Here is a 16002-nt window from a genome sequence, read left to right on the forward strand (position 1 = left end):
TGCGGATTCGGTGGGCAGCGATGACACGGGGCATTGCAGCCCTCGTCAGACGACCGCGACGCGATTGCGCCCGTTCTGCTTGGCGTGGTAGAGCGCGCGATCGGCACTGTGCTTGAGCAGGGACAAATCGTAGGGTGGCCGGTCGATACAGGTGACGCCGATGCTCACGGTGAGTGATATGGCTTCTTCGCCGTAGCGGAAGCCGGCGTGCATCGTCGCGAGGCGCAGGCGGTCGGCGATGCGCTGTGCCTGTTCCTGCGTGGTCGCCGGCAACAGAACACCGAATTCCTCGCCGCCGTAGCGGCAGAACAGATCGCGGTGCCGCAGGCTTTCTTCCATGGTCTCCGCAACCCGGACAAGGGCGGCATCGCCGGCGGCATGACCGTGCCGATCATTGACCTGCTTGAAATGATCGATGTCGATCATGAGCAACGAGACCGGCTCCCGCTTGCTGCGCGCCCGAAGCAGTTCATCGGTGGCGAGGTTTTCGAACACTCGCCGGTTATAGATCCGCGTGAGCGAATCGAACGAGGCCAATTGATGCAGTTCGGCGTTGAGCTCCTCGGCGACGATCAGTCCGAAACAGAGAGAACCCAAGACGTTCCCGACCAGCATGGCGGAATACGTCAATTGCTGCACCCAGTTTTCGTCCATGGGATGGACTATCGGTGCGCCCAGGATGAGAGGATTTACCGCACGTATCGCCAAAACCACGCTGATTGCGAGCGCCAGGACACCGGTGACCCGGTAGATCGACCGGCCAGAAGGGGGAGCCGGACGGAGCAGAGCGGATGCGATCATGAAGAACACTGCAGCGGCCCATGCGCTGTTGGTGCTGATGCGGAGTTTGTCGTAACCTGCGTAGAGGGTGTAGACGTTACTGACTGCGGTCAAGACGAAAACGCCAAGCAGTGCGAACTTGCTGTAGGCACGCTCCCGGAGTTCTTGCACCGCGACGAAAACCAGGAGAGTTCCGCCGATCGCTAGCGTGACCGCCCCACCCAACGCGACCGGCTCCGGTACCAGCGCTCGCCCGGCCAGGATGAAAAGTGCGAAATTCATCCCCGTCATCAACCCGCCCAGCGCCCACGAATGCATGGCTCGGGTGATCCGGGCGGGATATTGCGGAGCGACCAGCAGAATCACGCCGGCCTTGCCTACCGACGCCAGCGTCAGAAGGGTGTAGAGGGTGTAGGGATCCATATCAGCCCGGATAAGGAGCGCTTGCAGAGGAAACGCCCCGTCAGCCTCGCGCCTCCGGCAGGCCACAAATTCGACCGCGGCGAAATGCGCGGAAACCGGCTCACCGCTTTCCTGGAAGCCTTGCCGGCCGAAAAAGGCCGCCTCACAGAGGGCCTGTTCGGATTTCCGAAGTTTGAAGCAGGTGCCGACACGATGGGCAAGATAGAGAGCATTGGCGGAAAGGTTGTTGCCGGAAGGCTCGATGACACACGGCGAAGCAACACCGTTTTCGGCGCCGGGAGACAGCCGACGCATCGACCTAAGTGTAGCCGGTTCGAAGCTGCCGGGCGATCATGCCGCGCCCCTGAGGAGTATTCGGTGTAGGATGGACCACGTTCCCGGCCGGTCCTTGAGCCCGGTTTCGGCATGTCCTCATCTACGGCCCATGGAGAGCTCATGAAAGCCCTGATCGCGGTTTACACAGCTTTGATGCTTTCCGGCTGCGGGGTCGTGCTACCGGCCAAGCACAATTCCAGCGATCTCGATAAGCTCCAAACCGGCATGACGGAACAACAGGTCGACCAGGTGCTCGATTCCCATTACGTCACGCTGCATGAAGGAGAAACAGCGGAAGGCAGGAACACCGTGGTCCGGTTATATGATCTGTACGGCAGAAACACGGCCGTCTGGAACCTGCTGCTCGGTCTTCCGACCTTCACCGTCACCTGGTGGCTCGTACCGGACACCAAGGCTTACGAACTGGTCTTCGTCGATCATAAACTGCAACGATGGGCTCTCGATGAGCCGGAGTGAGGGGCGGACTTTGAGGAGGTTTCCATGCCGAACGAACCGAACCTGCAGGAGCACACGAAGAAGGTTTTCAAAGAAACGGTCGACATCTACCGCAAGGACCTCATCGCTCTCCTGAACAACCCGCTGCCCATCGCCATCGCAGTGGCGGTGATCGTATTGTTCCTGCTCGCGATCGGATCGTGAGAGCCGACCGGCCGACCGTGAGGCCGGATTCGGTCAAGCGTTCTCCCCGCCGATCCGGCTGGACTTCATGCTCGGTGACAGTCTTCACCTTCACCGCCAACTTTGCGCGCCAAGTCACTTGCATGTTGCTAGCTGCATGACTATAGTCGCTTTCATCATGCAACGAACAAGTTTCAAGAACATGGAATGCCCGGCGGCCCGCGCCCTGGAATGTGTCGGCGAATGGTGGAGCATGCTGATCCTGCGCGATGCGTTCCAGGGGCTTACCCGATTCGACGAATTCCAGGCCAGCCTCGGGATCGCGCCCAATATCCTGACCCGACGGCTGAAACATCTGACCATGAATGGTTTATTGGAGCGCCGCATGTACAACCCACGTCCACCCCGATACGAATACCTTCTGACGGCCAAAGGCCGTGATTTCTTCCCGGTACTGGCGGCGATGTTGGCCTGGGGCAATAAGCACCTGACACCCGAAGGGATATCGGTCCAACTGGCGGACCGCCGTTCCGGCGAACGCGTCGAACCGGTTTTGGTGGATGGCCACACCCTGGCGCCGATCACCCCGGAGAATGTGATGCTGCAGCCAGGACCCGCGGCGAGTCCACAGGTCCGCCTGCGCGCCCGCTTGTCGCGGGCCCGGTCGGCAAACACCGCTCCGCCGGACCAGAACACGGAAAAACCGGCATGAGCATGCGCCGCATCGTCGTCACGGGCATGGGGATCGTCTCCCCCTTGGGCTGTGGCGTCGACCAGGTGTGGTCACGCCTGATTGCCGGCCATTCCGGACTACGCGCGCTGCCCGAAGACCTGGTGGCCGATATTCCGGCAAAGGTGGGCGGGCTCGTACCTACCCGGGTGGAACACCCGGCAGCCGGCTTCGATGCCGACCAGGTGGCCTCTCCCAAGGACCAGCGCAAGATGGACCGGTTCATCCTGTTCGCGCTGGCCGCAGCCGAGGAAGCGATTGCCCAGTCGGGCTGGACGCCGACGGATGCGAGATCGCACGAACGCACCGCCACGGTCATCGCCTCCGGTATCGGCGGCTTTCCGGCGATCACGCAGGCCGCACGCACCACGGACCGCCGCGGCGCGCAGCGCCTGTCCCCATTCACCATCCCATCCTTTCTCGTCAACATGGCGGCCGGGCATGTTTCCATCCGCTACGGCTATCAAGGCCCCATCGGCGCTCCGGTGACGGCCTGCGCGGCGGGTGTCCAGGCCATCGGCGACGCCGCCCGGCTGATCCGCGAAGGCGAAGCCGATGTGGCCGTCTGCGGCGGTACGGAGGCCTGCATCGACCGGGTGAGCCTGGGCGGGTTTGCCGCCGCGCGGGCCTTGTCGTCGCGCTTCAATGACGAACCGGAACGCGCCTCCCGTCCTTTCGATAGAGCACGCGACGGCTTCGTGATGGGAGAGGGCGCGGGGTTGCTGGTCATCGAAACGCTGGAGCACGCTCAGGCACGGGGTGCCCAACCCCTCGCCGAATTGGTCGGATACGGCACCAGCGCGGACGCCTATCACCTCACCTCCGGCCCGGAGGATGGCACCGGCGCCCGACGGGCCATGCAGGCCGCCTTGCGGCAGGGCGGCCTCACACCGGCAGACATTCAGCACCTGAACGCCCATGCCACCTCCACCCCCGTGGGGGACCGCTGCGAGCTGGAAGCCATCAAATCGCTGTTCGGCCGGAACCCAAGTGTCGCGGTCAGTTCGACCAAATCGGCGACCGGCCATCTACTGGGAGCCGCGGGGGGCGTCGAGGCCATCTTCACCGTCCTGGCGCTGCGCGACCAAATCGTGCCGGCGACGCTCAACCTGGAACATCCCGACCCTGCCGGCGAAGGCGTGGACATCGTGAGCGGTGCGGCCAGGCCCATGGCCCTCGACCATGCGATGTCCAACGGCTTCGGTTTCGGCGGCGTGAACGCCAGCATCGTTCTGCGGCGCTGGCAGGTGTGACGTATCCGGTCGCTGGCAACAAGAGCCGGTGACGGAGTTAACGCAGACGTTGGCATACTGCCAGACGGATCGAACCAGGAGGCTCCAAGGATCGATTGGCCGCGACCATATGTCGGCCTCGAATGATTTCCTTTTGCTCAGCACACCCTTTCGTCACTTCAGCGGTCCCAATTCTTATCGTTACAGGAGGTTGTATGTCGGTCATACTTAAAGGTAGCTGCCTTTGCGGCGCGGTGAAATATGAAGTCAGCGGTGATCCTCAACGCTTCTATCATTGCCATTGTTCCCGATGCCGAAAGTCTTCAGGAACCGGGCATGCGACCAATCTATTCGTAGCGAATGCGGATTTGGTGTTTACGGACGGCAAATCCTTGCTGAAGCAATTTAAAGTTCCCGAAGCCAAGCGGTTCACCCGGCAGTTTTGTAGTCACTGCGGAAGTCAGGTCGCCCGATTCGTTCCGGAAATTGATGGCGTTGTAATCCCAGCCGGCTCACTGGACGACGAAATCCCGATCAAACCGCAGGCGCGGATTTTCTGGGACTCACGAGCCGAATGGTCTTGCGACGGGGATACGTTACCGCGTTATGCTGAATATCCGGACTAATTGAATTTTCGGGGTATTGGTGCGACGAGTCGCAATGGACACTTCAGCGACAAGAGGTGACACACTGTCAGAAAAATCCGCATGATCCAGGCATCTCAGATGAAACAACTAATATTATCAATTTCATTGGTTCTATCATGCCTTCCTCTCTCGATTCACGCCGCAGATATACCCGAAGGCGCGGAAAGCCGATTTGCCCAGGTGAACGGCATTCGAATGCATTACGTAACAATGGGATCAGGGCCTCTTGTCGTTTTACTCCACGGCTGGCCTGAAACCTGGTATGAGTGGGCAGGTGTCATGCCCAGGCTGGCGCAAACCCATACTGTTGTGGCGCCAGACTTACGAGGGCTGGGGCTTTCAGAAAAAACGCAGGACGGCTACGACAAGCGTACTGTTGCTGAGGATATCGACGCCCTGATCAAGCAGATAGGAGCGAAATCCGCCGTTGTCGTGGGGCACGATATGGGAGGCAAGGTCGCCTACATTTTAGGGTTATTGCACCCGAAATCCGTGTCGAAGCTGGTACTCGTCGATTGCATGCTGCCCGGAACGGAAAATATGGACCCTTCCAAAGGCGGCATGTGGCACTATGGCTTTCATATGGCACCGAATTTTCCTGAGTTTCTGACTCAGGGAAGGGAGCGCGAATACATCGCCGCCCAAATGAGTCAATGGCTGCATCGCAAAGATGCGATCCCTGAGGAGACAATCGACGAATACGCCAGCCATTATGCTGCGCCCGGCGGTATGACGGCGGGCTTCAATTATTACCGGGCATTGCGTGAGGATGCCAAATTCGCAGCCTCCCTGGCTGATAGAAAATTGTCGATGCCGGTACTGACGATTGGCGGTCGTTATGGCGTGTCCGACAAACTCTTTCAGGCTTTGCGTCCGCAAGCCAATGACATTACCGGTATGATCGCCGAACAAAGCGGGCATTTCGTGCCGGAGGAAAATACGGACTTTTTCATCGACACGTTGGACAAGTTTCTTCGCCGATGACCAGCCCAGCGATGTCAGCAGACCACGTGCAGCCACCACCCAACTGCACGTGCGCACATGAGGATACATGAGATCAGCCACCTCGAACGCCCAAGTCGCAAATCATGAACACAGATATCTCAATTCACAGAGCGACGGCCGAAGATACGCAAGAAATCGCCGTCATGGTGGGCGAATTGCTGGAGGAAATCATGGATGCCATCGGCGTGCAGGTGTTTAATTTCGACCTGGATCAAACAAAAACCAGACTCGATGACCTCCTCGGCCGAGAGAAATATTTCGTCTTCGTCGCCCGCAGCGAGGGGAAACCGGCGGGGTTTGTCGCGCTTTATGAAAGCTATGCCCTTTATGCCGAAGGCGCCTTTGGTTCGCTTCCCGAACTCTATGTTCGCCCGGCGTATCGCGCCAGCGGGTTGGGGCGTCGTCTCGTTTCCGAAGCGAAGTCGTTCGGCATGTCACGGGGCTGGACGCGATTGGAGGTTACGACTCCGCCGCTCCCGCAGTTCGACAGAACCTTGGCGTTTTATGAGCGTGAAGGTTTTACCGTCACCGGCGGCCGCAAGCTTAAGGTGACCCTGTGAGCTGCAACACAGACCGACACTCCAACGGGTCTGGACGGAAAGTCCGCGCCGGCCGATGACTTCGATAATTAGGCGTAACCTGAGGTTGCTGTGATGACTGACCTGCTTCCGCCCTGGCCTCTGTTTTCCGCTTTCCTGTTGGCAAGCCTGGCGCTCGCGGTGACTCCCGGACCCGGAGTGCTCTACGTCGTGACTCGCAGCCTGGTCCAAGGGCGCGGCTGTGGGCTGGTTTCGGTTGCCAGCGTCGCGTTCGGGAACCTCGGCAATGCACTCGCCGCTTCCATCGGCCTTGCCGCCCTGTTCGCGGTGTCTTCCTTCGCCTTCTCGGTGGTCAAGTCGGCGGGCGCGATCTACCTCATCTACCTCGGCATCCGGATGTTCCGTTCCTCTTCGGTAGAAAGCCCCGCTTCGAAGCCTGAAGTTGCGCCGCTGGGTTGCGTCTTCCGGGAAGGTTTCGTCGTTGCGCTGCTCAATCCCAAGACCACGGTATTCTTCGCGGCCTTTCTGCCACAGTTTCTGGACCCAAGTGCGCCGGCCATGCTTCAGAGTATGGTGCTGGGTGCCCTCTTCGTCGCAATGGCCGCGGTTACGGACAGCGCCTATGCGTTGGCCGCGGGGATGGCCGCGCCTGCACTACGCGGCAACACTGCTCGTCGCGCGGGCCTACGTATCGGTGGCGGCCTGTTCGTCAGCCTCGGAATTTTTACGGTGATCTCCGGGGATCGCGGAACCCGATAGACTGGGCCCCCCCGCCGGCATGCCTGGGGACCAGCGCGCTGCGCGTCTCCGCGGCATCTGAATCCGATCATTAACCCCCCAGTGCCCGAGGAGCGAACGTTCAGCGGAAAAAAGGGGGCGACCTAAACGTCCTGGAGTCAGCGATTCCTCCGCGGATGCGGGAAGGCGAGCTTCCCGGCGTTTCCGGGCTATTGATGTCGGCGGTCCGTCAATCGCAGCACGCACACCTCATGACTCGCTTCGTCGCCGCGCTGGATCAAGGCACGACCAGCACACGTTGCATCCTCTTCGACCGTTGGGCACGCATCTGCGGCCGGGCCGAGATGGAGCACCGACAGTTCTATCCGCAACCTGGCTGGGTCGAGCACGATGCCGCGGAAATCTGGCGCAACGCGCAGGCGGTCCTGGCCGGGGCGCTCGCCGATGCGGGCGCAACGGTCGACGAGGTCGCGGCGTTCGGGATCGCCAATCAGCGCGAAACGGTCGTGCTATGGGACCGCAATACAGGCCGCCCGATCGCCCCGGCGATCGTTTGGCAGGATACCCGCACCGATGGCATCTGCCGCGAGTTGGCGCGGGACGGCGGGATCGATCGATTCCGCGGCCGTACCGGCCTGCCGGTGGCGGGGGACCTCGGAGATCAGCAGGCGGCATTGTTCGGTCATGCTTGTTTCGAACCGGGAGAAGCGAAGAATACCTACGGAACGGGTGCTTCCTGCTACTGAACACCGGCCCAAAGCACATGCCGTCGCAGCATGGGCTGCTCACCACGGTCGCCTGGCGGCTCGGGGAAGCGGCACCGGTGTATGCGCTGGACGGATCCGTAGCGGTCGCCGGAGCGCTCGTCCAGTAGCTGCGCGACAAGCTTGGCCTGATCGGTCGAGCCGAAGAGGTCGAAACCCTCGCCCGCCAAGTGGAGGACCACGGCGGCATTTACATCGTGCCGGCCTTCTCGGGGCTGTTTGCGCCGTACTGGCGGGCCGACGCCCGCGGCGCCATCGTCGGTTTGACCGCCTACACGGGGAAGGCCCATTTCGCGCGAGCGGCCCTGGAGGCGACGGCCTATCAGACCCGCGACGTGCTGGAAGCCATGGCTGCCGATGCGGGCATCAGGTTCGCGGGCCTCAAGGTCGACGGCGGCATGGCCGTTAATGAAACCCTGATGCAGTTCCAGGCCGACATCCTCGGCATTCCCGTCCTGCGGCCGCGGCAGGGCCATCAGGAGGTCACCGCCCTCGGCATAGCCTTCGCGGCAGGGCTGACCGTGGGGTTCTGGAAAGACTGCGACGATCTGCGATCGCTGCGCCAGGATGAAACCATTTTTCGGCCCCAGATGGATCTTGTCGGACGCCAAGCACTTTACAAGGGGTGGAAGAAGGCGGTACAGAGGGCCTTGAATTGGGTCGACGAACCGCCATTCCAACAATAGAGGGTCCGGGGTGCGACGAGACAAGCGCGGGAACCGGACACTGTGAAGGACTAAACTTGCCCGGGTATCCGCTTGCGTGTTTGAACGCTGGAACTGAACCCCTTTCCAGGAGAATCCCATGTTGAACCTTGCCCTGGCCATGCTGTTCTTCGTCGGCATCCACTTCGTCATTTCCGGCACCGGCCTGCGCGACCGGCTCGTCGCCTACCGGGGGGAAAAAGCCTTCCGCGTTGCATTTTCGACGCTGTCGTTGCTTGCGCTCACGTGGGTCGTGTTCGCGTACCGTCAGGCACCCTATGTCGAAACCTGGGGCCAGCTTGCCGGATTCAAGCCGATCGCCGCGATCCTGATGCTGGTGTCCTTCATCTTCGTGGTCGCCGGGCTCACAACCGCCAATCCCACGGCGGTGTCCGGCGAAAACGCACTGAACGATGCCGATGCCGCCAAGGGCATTCTCCGGATCACCCGGCACCCGTTCCTGTGGGGACTCTCCCTCTGGGCGCTGGTCCATGTGATCGCCAATGGCGACGTGGCCGCCCTGTTGCTGTTTGGTTCGCTGCTGGTGCTGTGCCTGTTCGGCACGCGATCGATCGATACCAAACGCCGGCGGGCTTACGGCGACCGCTGGGAACGCTTTGCCGCCGCTACGTCCAACATCCCTTTCATGGCCATCAAGGAAGGCCGCAATCGGCTCGAGCTCGGCGAGATCGGGTGGCAGCGGCTGGGCATCGCGGTAGCCTTGTATCTCGCCATGCTCCACTTCCACGCGAAGATTTTCGGCGTCTCGCCCCTGTTCTGAGCCGGCCCGGCCCTTGCCGGTGGGGGAAGAGCCACGTAATCTTGCCAAGCCGGGGTACCCGCCGGTCCGCTCTAACCCATATCACAGCACGAGGTGTCATCATGGATACCTGCTCTCTTACAGCGAAACAATGCACCCCCTGCCAGGGCGGCATTCCCCCCTTGACCGCGGAGGAAGCCGAAAAACTCCTCGTCCATGTCCCCCAGTGGGAGCTCAAGGACGCCGCGACCAAGCTGAAAAGGACGTTCCGGTTCAAGAACTTCATGGAAGCGCTGGACTTCGCCCGGAAGGTCGGCGAATTATGCGAGGCGGAGGGCCATCACCCGGACATCGGGATCGGGTGGGGCTACTGCAGGGTGGAGTTCCAGACCCACAAGATCAACGGGCTCCACGAGAACGACTTCATCATGGCCGCCAAGGTCGACGAGCTGGCGGCAGAAACCTAGAGGGTCCTGCTCCGCAGCCGGCCCCGATTCACCCGAAATCATGGGAGGTCCGCCATGCATATCCTCATCACCGGAGGAACGGGCTTCATCGGCAAAAGCTTGTGCCGTCATCTGTTGGAACGCGGCCACCGATTGGCCGTTCTCAGCCGGCAGGCGCCCGACACGGTGCGGCGCTTGTGCGGCGAGGCGGTGACGCCGGTCGCTAGCATCGACTCGCTTTCCCCGCGGGCCGGCTTCGACGCCATAGTCAACCTGGCCGGCGAACCCATCGCCGACAGGCGCTGGACCGAAGCGCGCAAACGCCTGTTGTGGGAAAGCCGGATCGGGCTGACCTCGAAACTGGTCGATTACATCGCGCGGGCCGAGACCAAGCCCCAGGTCCTGGTCAGCGGTTCGGCGGTCGGTTATTACGGCAACCGGGGCGATACCCTGCTCGATGAGGAATCCGCAGGCGGTGACGACTTCAGCCACCGCCTGTGTGCGGCCTGGGAGGAGGCGGCATCCCAGGCGGCCGGACATGGTGTGCGGGTTTGCGTACTGCGGACCGGGCTGGTCGTCGGCCGGAATGGCGGCTTTCTCCAGCGGATGCTGCCCTTGTTCAGGCGGGGGCTCGGCGGCCGCATCGGAGACGGCCGCCAGTGGATGAGCTGGATCCACATCGACGATCACGTCGCCGTCACCGAATACCTGATCGGAAATGCACACCTGGAGGGTGCGTTCAATGCGACCGCACCCAATCCGGTCACCAATCGCGAGTTCACCGAATGTCTGGCGCGCCTCCTCAACCGGCCGGCGCCGTTGCCGGTGCCGGCGTTCCCGCTGCGGCTGGCCTTGGGCGAAATGGCGGAGCTGCTGCTCGGCGGCCAGCGGGTGATTCCGAAGCGCCTGCAGCAGGAGCCGTTCCGCTTCCGCTACGAGCACCTCGAAGATGCGCTGCGCGACGCCCTCGGGCGTTAGGCCCCCATGCCGGCAGACCACTTCGACCTGGTGACTCGGTGGCGCCTGGATGCGCCGGCGGAAGAAGTCTGGCAGGTCCTGTCGGATGCAGAGCGATGGCCCCAGTGGTGGCCCTGCGTGGAAGCGGTCGAAAAGATCGATCCTGGCGGAACGAACGGAGAAAACTCGCTCTGGGCCTATACCTGGAAAACGATGCTGCCTTACAGGCTCCGGCTGGAATTCCGCATGACCCGTATCGCGGCGCCTGTACTGCTGGAAGCGGATGTGAGGGGAGATGTTGCCGGACGTGGACTTTGCCGGATTTACCGGCAGGAGCATCGCACCGTCGTCCAGTATGAATGGAATGTGAGGCTCTGCCGATCCTGGATGAAACGGCTAGCCCCCCTCGCCCGCCCCGTTTTTCTCTGGAATCACCGGATGGTGATGCGGCAGGGCGAAACGAGCCTGGCCGAACGGCTCGCCCGTGACGGCGCGAACCGCTGCCTTGAGCTTTCCTGATTCAGCCAGGCCCGCGCTTGCCCGCCCGAACGTCGTCTTTGGGACGGCACAGGTAGCGTTTCGACGCAGACGCATGCGCGCGAGAACCAACCTCGGCTTCCTCCCCTGTCGCCTGCCATCCCAGACGAAACCGCGCCGTCACTGGGGAAGCTTGTAGCGCGCCTCCTCGGCGTAGTATTCAGGAAAGCCGACCGCCGCCTTGAGGTCTTCAAAGCCCAGCACGTTGGCGGGCTCGCCGCGGCGGATGCATTCGAGCGCCTCGCGCATGGCGCGGATGGAGACGTTCAGGAGCGTCAGCGGATATACCGCGATCTTGTAGCCGATCGCCTCGAGTTCCGCCGGCGGCAGCACCGGCGTCTTGCCCGCCTCGATCATGTTGGCCATTTTCGGACCCTCCACCTCCGCGCAGTACCTTTTCATCTCGTCCACATCGAGCGGCGCTTCGAGAAAGGTATGGAGGAAGGGTGAGGTTTCGGCCAAGATTCGCGGCAATGCCAACCCCTATTACGGCATCTACCAGGAACCCACTTACGACACGGCGATTTCGCTCAGCCCCATCCGCGACAGCGACTGGGCGCTGCTGGTCCGCCACCTGGGCTCCCGCGCCGCGTTCGTCTCGCGATTGCTGTTGAACGAGATGCCGGAAAACATCGAGAAACCGTTCGAACTGCTCGACCTGCACCTGCTGCCCCATGGCGCGAAGGACTTCAAGACCCGCTGCTCCTGCCCGGATTACCAGAATCCCTGCAAGCACATCGCCGGCCTCTGTTATCTGCTTTCGGCGCAGCTCGACCAGGACCCTTGTATGTTCTTCCCTGAGCCACGGAGGTATGAATAAGAGGTTCGGAGGAAGATAGATCGTTGACCCTCGAAGCCGAGAAATTGAGCTTGTGGGAGAGCGTGGATCGTCTTTCTTCTTTTGTTGGCAGAGCCCGAACAGTTGCTGGGACGGAAGTCCGAATTTTTACAAGGTGGGGTGTGTACGACATGAATAACGAAGAGCGATTTGCCGGGGTGGATGTATCGAAGGCGTATTTGGATTTGGGAGTCAGTCCCGAGGGCGGGGTCGAGCGTTTTAGCAATGATGAGGCAGGGGTCACGGCACTGATCCAGCGACTCCTCACGCTCCAACCGGCGTTAGTCGTCTTGGAGGCGACCGGGGGACTCGAAACCTTGCTCGCGGCTTCCGGTCGAGTGGCCGGACTGCCGTTGGCCGTCGTCAATGCTCGCCAAGTGCGTGACTTCGCCAAGGCCACCGGCCGGCTCGCGAAAACCGATAAGCTGGATGCCCTGGTATTGGCCCATTTCGCCAAGGCCGTGCGCCCCGAAGTTCGCGCCGGCCGGACCGAGGCAGAGCAAGCCTTGGTGGAACTGGTCGCCCGGCGACGGCAATTAGTGGAGATGCGCGCCCAAGAGAGAACCCGCTTGGCGATGGCCGGCTCACGGCAAAAACAGGGCTTAAAGGAGCACATTGCCTGGCTGGACGAGCATATCGCTCGACTCGACGGGGATTTGAAAAACCGGCTGCGCGAATCGGACATTTGGAAAACCCGAGTCGACCTGCTCCAAAGTGCACCGGGCGTAGGCCCCGTGACGATGCTCACGTTGCTGTCGTATCTGCCAGAACTCGGCAAACTCAACCGGCGCGAGATCGCTGCCCTGGTGGGATTGGCGCCGTTTAATCGGGACAGTGGCTTCCAGCGAGGACGGCGGAGGATTTGGGGCGGACGAGCGGAAGTGCGCTCGGTGCTGTACATGGCGACCTTGGCCGCTACCCGAGGCGATAATCCCATCGCCACCTTCCATCGTCGATTGGTCGAAAAAGGCAAACCGGCCAAGGTCGCTTTAACGGCGGCCATGCGTAAGCTCCTCACCAGCCTGAATGCCATGCTGAAACAAAATAAACCTTGGTCATGCCCACAAATCGCTTGACCTCCAACACAGTTGCTCTCCCGCGCTCTTTCCGGGAGAGACCGCCGCCGTCAAAACGATACGATGACATCGGCCGACAGCAGGATCTGGGAAGTCGCGTTGCCATCGTCGAAGGGGCGGGTGCCGTCGGACCAGTCGTAACGCAAATTGGGCCGCGCGGTCAGCCAGGGGAGCGGCGACCATTTCACCCCGGCGGTCACGGCGTAGTAGCTGCCGGGGACCAGTCCCATCGTCGGCGCCCGAGCCGGCGAAAGCACACGGGTGCCGTCATCGTCTCGGAACCACTCGCCGCGCAGGCCGAACGACAGATCCTCCACCAGATCGTAGGAAAGGTACTGGACCAGACCATACCAGCTCGCGGTTTGCCCATCCCCCTCGATCCAGCCGTGATCGTGCTGGAGGATGGCATGCAGCTGCGGTGTGAGATCGTGCTGCGCGACCAGGCTATAGAAGCTCAGCTCACCGCGGGGTACCGTGGTCACGGTGCCGTTCGAGCCGTTGAGCGACAGCGAGGTCTCGCCGGAATCGCTGGTCCAGGTACCGCCGCCGACAAAGGCCCAGTTCTCGAGGCTGTGGTCGAATACGCCGTCCCAGCCCGCGAACTGGCTGCCGGTCACCGCGGCCGCATCCAGCAGCAGGTTATCGGTGGGCTGGTAGCTGAAACGGATGCCGGTGTGGGTGAAGGGCTCCCCGTATTGCATGGTGTAGGAATGCGAATAGAAGAAGTTTTCCGGCGCCATGACGGATTCCACGCCGACCACGGTGTAGAAATGACCCAGCTTGACTGCGAGGCCGCGCCCCACCGGTACCAGCGCCTCCAGATAGGCCTGGGGCACTGCCAGGTTGTAGCGGTTGTTGTCACTGATCTGCCGGTCCCAGCTTCCCTGGGGATCGCCGAAGGCCTGGCTGAACCAGGCATCGGTGCCGTACATCAGGTCCAGCCTTCCACCCAGGTCGAAGCTTTCTCTCTGGCGGTCGACCGCACGTTCGAGGTAAAGGTAAACCTGGTTTGGCTGAAACTCGTCCGACCGGTCGGAGAAGGTCACGGGACCGTTGTAACCGGAGCCGGGTTCATCGAAATTGTGGGTGAGGCCGGCGTCAATCCATCCCCCCAAGGTGAGCCGCAGGCGTTGCATCCAACCGGCGTCGTTCGGATTCGTACCGTCCGGCAGCATTTCAAACACGCCGCGCGCTTGCTCCAGGCCAGCTCCGGACACGGGGGCCATGCCGCTGCCGACCCATAACAGGGCAGCCCCGGCGAGGATCGGTCCTCGTATCGGTAAGGAAAAAAGATTCACCATGGTGCATCGAGCTCAAAGATCGTCCGGTCGCTTCACAGTTCAACAAGCCGAAACGGCTAAGCATGACGCGTACCATGATTCAAGGCATTGAAATATCGCCATTGCGATGAATTTCGGCGTACCGATGATGCGGATCGCGCCGTTATGGTGCATAGTTGCTGCACGAACGCACGCTTATGGTGCCTAGCGTTGCACCGTGGCGGCGCTGGTGCCTCAATAACGTGATCAAAAGCCGGACAGCAGGGCCGGCCAGGGGGAGAAGATGAAGTTTCTAGTCGCCATGATGAGGGCATTGGCCCTGTTGAGCCTGACTTGGCCCGTGCTGGCCGAGCCCGAAGGGCCGAACGCGGCGGACACCGCCTGGATACTCACTTCGACGGGCCTGGTGCTGTTCATGACGATGCCGGGTCTCGCCCTGCTCTATGCCGGCCTGGTGCGGACCAAGAACGTGTTGTCCGTCATGGTGCAGATTTTCACCGCGACTTCGCTGGTCTCTGTGCTCTGGGTGATCGCGGGCTACACCCTGGCACTGACCGACGGCGGCGAGCTGCAATCCTGGATCGGCGGCGGCAAACGCCTGTTCCTTCTGGGACTGAAAGCCGATTCACTGAACGGCAACCTGCCGGAGGTGGTGTACTGCATGTACCACCTGACCTTTGCGATCTTTGCCCCTGCCCTGATGATCGGCGCCATCGTGGAACGCATGAAGTTCTCGGTCACGCTCTGGTTCACCGGGATATGGACTCTGCTGGTTTATGTGCCGGTTTGCCATTGGGTGTGGGGCGAGGGTTGGCTGGCGCGGATCGGGGCCATCGATTTCGCAGGCGGCGTGGTCGTGCATACCACCGCCGGCGTGTCCGCCCTGGTCAGCGCCTGGATGCTGGGGCCGCGCCGGGGCTATCCGCGCACTCTCCTGCCGCCCCACAACCTCACCCTGACCGCGATCGGCGCCGGAATCCTGGCCGTCGGCTGGCATGGTTTCAGCGCCGGCAGCGCTCTGATGGCGACCGGCGCCGCAGGCATGGCCATGCTGACCACCCACATCGGCGCCTCGGTTGGCGCGCTGGTGTGGATGGCGGCGGAATGGCGGAGTTTCGGCAAACCGACCCTGCTCGGCGCCCTGACCGGCATGATCGCCGGCCTGGGTGTGATCTCGCCGGCCGCCGGATTCGTCGGACCGCTGGGCGCTATCGCCATGGGCACGGCGGCCGGCGTGATCTGCTTCGGCGCCATTCACTGGATCAAGCGCTCGCTGCAAATCGACGACACCCTGGACGTCTTTCCGGTGCATGGCGTCGGCGGCATGATCGGCACCGTGCTGACCGCGCCCTTCGCCGCCGAGGCGCTGGGCGGCGCCGGCATCACCACGGGTCTGACGATCGGCCAACAGACCCTCATCCAAATCCTTGCAGTAGGCTCGGTCGCCGCCTGGAGCGGCCTGATCAGCTGGCTGTTGCTGAAGATTCTGGACCGCACCATCGGCCTCCGGGTGACCCCCGACCAGGAAACCGAAGGACTGGACGTCGCCCTGCACAATAGCAAGGCATATCACTTCTGACGGCCCGACCGGA

At 62.0% G+C, this 16002-nt stretch carries 20 protein-coding genes; 17 read left to right on the forward strand and 3 right to left on the reverse strand.

Annotation, left to right across the window (positions count from 1 at the left end; genetic code table 11):
* Positions 1-45: 45 nt before the first annotated feature.
* Positions 46-1497: a GGDEF domain-containing protein gene (locus N4J17_RS01550; RefSeq protein WP_232470739.1), complete on the reverse strand. Its 1452-nt coding sequence runs from the start codon at positions 1495-1497 to the stop codon at positions 46-48.
* Positions 1498-1638: 141 nt separating this feature from the next.
* Here N4J17_RS01550 and N4J17_RS01555 point away from each other — a divergent pair, with 141 nt between their 5' ends.
* The 14 genes from N4J17_RS01555 to N4J17_RS01620 all read left to right on the forward strand — a co-directional run bounded on the left by N4J17_RS01555 (position 1639) and on the right by N4J17_RS01620 (position 11198).
* On the forward strand, positions 1639-1995 hold the full coding sequence (locus N4J17_RS01555) for a hypothetical protein (protein WP_198324188.1): 357 nt from the start codon (positions 1639-1641) through the stop codon (positions 1993-1995).
* Positions 1996-2019: 24 nt separating this feature from the next.
* A complete protein-coding gene (locus N4J17_RS01560; RefSeq protein WP_198324189.1) occupies positions 2020-2178 on the forward strand; it encodes a hypothetical protein in 159 nt (52 codons plus the stop codon).
* Positions 2179-2335: 157 nt separating this feature from the next.
* On the forward strand, positions 2336-2869 hold the full coding sequence (locus tag N4J17_RS01565; protein ID WP_198324190.1) for a winged helix-turn-helix transcriptional regulator: 534 nt from the start codon (positions 2336-2338) through the stop codon (positions 2867-2869).
* Positions 2866-4140 (forward strand): beta-ketoacyl-ACP synthase II, encoded by a 1275-nt coding sequence (gene fabF / locus N4J17_RS01570; RefSeq protein ID WP_232470740.1) that lies wholly within the window; start codon positions 2866-2868, stop codon positions 4138-4140. The genes N4J17_RS01565 and fabF overlap by 4 nt, the downstream gene beginning before the upstream one ends.
* Before the next feature lie 194 nt (positions 4141-4334).
* On the forward strand, positions 4335-4745 hold the full coding sequence (locus N4J17_RS01575; protein ID WP_198324191.1) for a GFA family protein: 411 nt from the start codon (positions 4335-4337) through the stop codon (positions 4743-4745).
* An 81-nt stretch (positions 4746-4826) separates the two neighbouring features.
* Entirely contained in the window at positions 4827-5750 is a 924-nt protein-coding gene (locus tag N4J17_RS01580; protein WP_232470741.1) for an alpha/beta fold hydrolase, read from the forward strand.
* 104 nt (positions 5751-5854) lie between these two features.
* On the forward strand, positions 5855-6331 hold the full coding sequence (locus tag N4J17_RS01585) for a GNAT family N-acetyltransferase (RefSeq protein WP_198324193.1): 477 nt from the start codon (positions 5855-5857) through the stop codon (positions 6329-6331).
* 93 nt (positions 6332-6424) lie between these two features.
* Complete coding sequence (locus N4J17_RS01590) at positions 6425-7069, forward strand: LysE family translocator (protein WP_198324194.1); 645 nt, start codon at positions 6425-6427, stop codon at positions 7067-7069.
* 230 nt (positions 7070-7299) lie between these two features.
* Positions 7300-7794, forward strand: coding sequence for an FGGY family carbohydrate kinase (locus N4J17_RS01595; protein ID WP_232470742.1), 495 nt, complete (start codon positions 7300-7302; stop codon positions 7792-7794).
* Between the two features lie 188 nt (positions 7795-7982).
* Positions 7983-8498 carry an FGGY-family carbohydrate kinase gene (locus N4J17_RS01600; protein WP_338457624.1) on the forward strand — a complete coding sequence of 172 codons (516 nt, stop codon included), beginning with the start codon at positions 7983-7985 and terminating at the stop codon, positions 8496-8498.
* Positions 8499-8616: 118 nt separating this feature from the next.
* Entirely contained in the window at positions 8617-9297 is a 681-nt protein-coding gene (locus tag N4J17_RS01605) for an NnrU family protein (RefSeq protein ID WP_198324195.1), read from the forward strand.
* A 101-nt stretch (positions 9298-9398) separates the two neighbouring features.
* Complete coding sequence (locus N4J17_RS01610) at positions 9399-9743, forward strand: 4a-hydroxytetrahydrobiopterin dehydratase (RefSeq protein ID WP_198324196.1); 345 nt, start codon at positions 9399-9401, stop codon at positions 9741-9743.
* A 54-nt stretch (positions 9744-9797) separates the two neighbouring features.
* Positions 9798-10700, forward strand: a complete 903-nt coding sequence (locus N4J17_RS01615; protein WP_198324197.1) for a TIGR01777 family oxidoreductase — start codon at positions 9798-9800, stop codon at positions 10698-10700.
* 6 nt (positions 10701-10706) lie between these two features.
* Positions 10707-11198, forward strand: a complete 492-nt coding sequence (locus N4J17_RS01620; RefSeq protein ID WP_198324198.1) for an SRPBCC family protein — start codon at positions 10707-10709, stop codon at positions 11196-11198.
* 138 nt (positions 11199-11336) lie between these two features.
* On the opposite strand, the gene N4J17_RS01625 is transcribed toward N4J17_RS01620, so the two are convergent.
* Positions 11337-11582 (reverse strand): hypothetical protein, encoded by a 246-nt coding sequence (locus tag N4J17_RS01625; RefSeq protein ID WP_198324199.1) that lies wholly within the window; start codon positions 11580-11582, stop codon positions 11337-11339.
* On the opposite strand from N4J17_RS01625, the gene N4J17_RS01630 reads away from it, so the two are divergent.
* Both N4J17_RS01630 and N4J17_RS01635 read left to right on the forward strand, forming a co-directional pair.
* A complete protein-coding gene (locus N4J17_RS01630) occupies positions 11572-12036 on the forward strand; it encodes an SWIM zinc finger family protein (RefSeq protein ID WP_198324200.1) in 465 nt (154 codons plus the stop codon). The genes N4J17_RS01625 and N4J17_RS01630 overlap by 11 nt on opposite strands.
* Before the next feature lie 149 nt (positions 12037-12185).
* A complete protein-coding gene (locus tag N4J17_RS01635) occupies positions 12186-13130 on the forward strand; it encodes an IS110 family transposase (RefSeq protein WP_338457625.1) in 945 nt (314 codons plus the stop codon).
* Between the two features lie 50 nt (positions 13131-13180).
* Here the strand turns inward: N4J17_RS01635 and N4J17_RS01640 are convergent, their stop codons facing one another.
* Entirely contained in the window at positions 13181-14356 is a 1176-nt protein-coding gene (locus N4J17_RS01640; protein WP_232470709.1) for a porin, read from the reverse strand.
* A gap of 337 nt (positions 14357-14693) precedes the next feature.
* Between N4J17_RS01640 and N4J17_RS01645 the strand changes: the two genes are divergently transcribed.
* On the forward strand, positions 14694-15989 hold the full coding sequence (locus N4J17_RS01645; protein ID WP_198324044.1) for an ammonium transporter: 1296 nt from the start codon (positions 14694-14696) through the stop codon (positions 15987-15989).
* Positions 15990-16002 lie beyond the last annotated feature (13 nt).

The organism is Methylococcus capsulatus (genome assembly GCF_036864975.1).
Classification (GTDB): Bacteria; Pseudomonadota; Gammaproteobacteria; order Methylococcales; family Methylococcaceae; genus Methylococcus.

Excerpts from the sequence above, each read along its gene's own strand:
- N4J17_RS01565 (WP_198324190.1), top strand. The coding sequence starts at position 2,336 with ATGCAACGAACAAGTTTCAAGAACATGGAATGCCCGGCGGCCCGCGCC.
- N4J17_RS01550 (WP_232470739.1), bottom strand. The coding sequence starts at position 1,497 with ATGCGTCGGCTGTCTCCCGGCGCCGAAAACGGTGTTGCTTCGCCGTGT.
- N4J17_RS01580 (WP_232470741.1), top strand. The coding sequence starts at position 4,827 with ATGATCCAGGCATCTCAGATGAAACAACTAATATTATCAATTTCATTG.
- N4J17_RS01615 (WP_198324197.1), top strand. The coding sequence starts at position 9,798 with ATGCATATCCTCATCACCGGAGGAACGGGCTTCATCGGCAAAAGCTTG.
- N4J17_RS01595 (WP_232470742.1), top strand. The coding sequence starts at position 7,300 with ATGACTCGCTTCGTCGCCGCGCTGGATCAAGGCACGACCAGCACACGT.
- N4J17_RS01585 (WP_198324193.1), top strand. The coding sequence starts at position 5,855 with ATGAACACAGATATCTCAATTCACAGAGCGACGGCCGAAGATACGCAA.
- N4J17_RS01560 (WP_198324189.1), top strand. The coding sequence starts at position 2,020 with ATGCCGAACGAACCGAACCTGCAGGAGCACACGAAGAAGGTTTTCAAA.
- N4J17_RS01575 (WP_198324191.1), top strand. The coding sequence starts at position 4,335 with ATGTCGGTCATACTTAAAGGTAGCTGCCTTTGCGGCGCGGTGAAATAT.
- N4J17_RS01555 (WP_198324188.1), top strand. The coding sequence starts at position 1,639 with ATGAAAGCCCTGATCGCGGTTTACACAGCTTTGATGCTTTCCGGCTGC.
- N4J17_RS01590 (WP_198324194.1), top strand. The coding sequence starts at position 6,425 with ATGACTGACCTGCTTCCGCCCTGGCCTCTGTTTTCCGCTTTCCTGTTG.
- N4J17_RS01640 (WP_232470709.1), bottom strand. The coding sequence starts at position 14,356 with ATGGCCCCCGTGTCCGGAGCTGGCCTGGAGCAAGCGCGCGGCGTGTTT.
- N4J17_RS01630 (WP_198324200.1), top strand. The coding sequence starts at position 11,572 with ATGTTGGCCATTTTCGGACCCTCCACCTCCGCGCAGTACCTTTTCATC.
- N4J17_RS01605 (WP_198324195.1), top strand. The coding sequence starts at position 8,617 with ATGTTGAACCTTGCCCTGGCCATGCTGTTCTTCGTCGGCATCCACTTC.
- N4J17_RS01645 (WP_198324044.1), top strand. The coding sequence starts at position 14,694 with ATGAAGTTTCTAGTCGCCATGATGAGGGCATTGGCCCTGTTGAGCCTG.
- fabF (WP_232470740.1), top strand. The coding sequence starts at position 2,866 with ATGAGCATGCGCCGCATCGTCGTCACGGGCATGGGGATCGTCTCCCCC.
- N4J17_RS01625 (WP_198324199.1), bottom strand. The coding sequence starts at position 11,582 with ATGGCCAACATGATCGAGGCGGGCAAGACGCCGGTGCTGCCGCCGGCG.
- N4J17_RS01635 (WP_338457625.1), top strand. The coding sequence starts at position 12,186 with ATGAATAACGAAGAGCGATTTGCCGGGGTGGATGTATCGAAGGCGTAT.
- N4J17_RS01610 (WP_198324196.1), top strand. The coding sequence starts at position 9,399 with ATGGATACCTGCTCTCTTACAGCGAAACAATGCACCCCCTGCCAGGGC.
- N4J17_RS01620 (WP_198324198.1), top strand. The coding sequence starts at position 10,707 with ATGCCGGCAGACCACTTCGACCTGGTGACTCGGTGGCGCCTGGATGCG.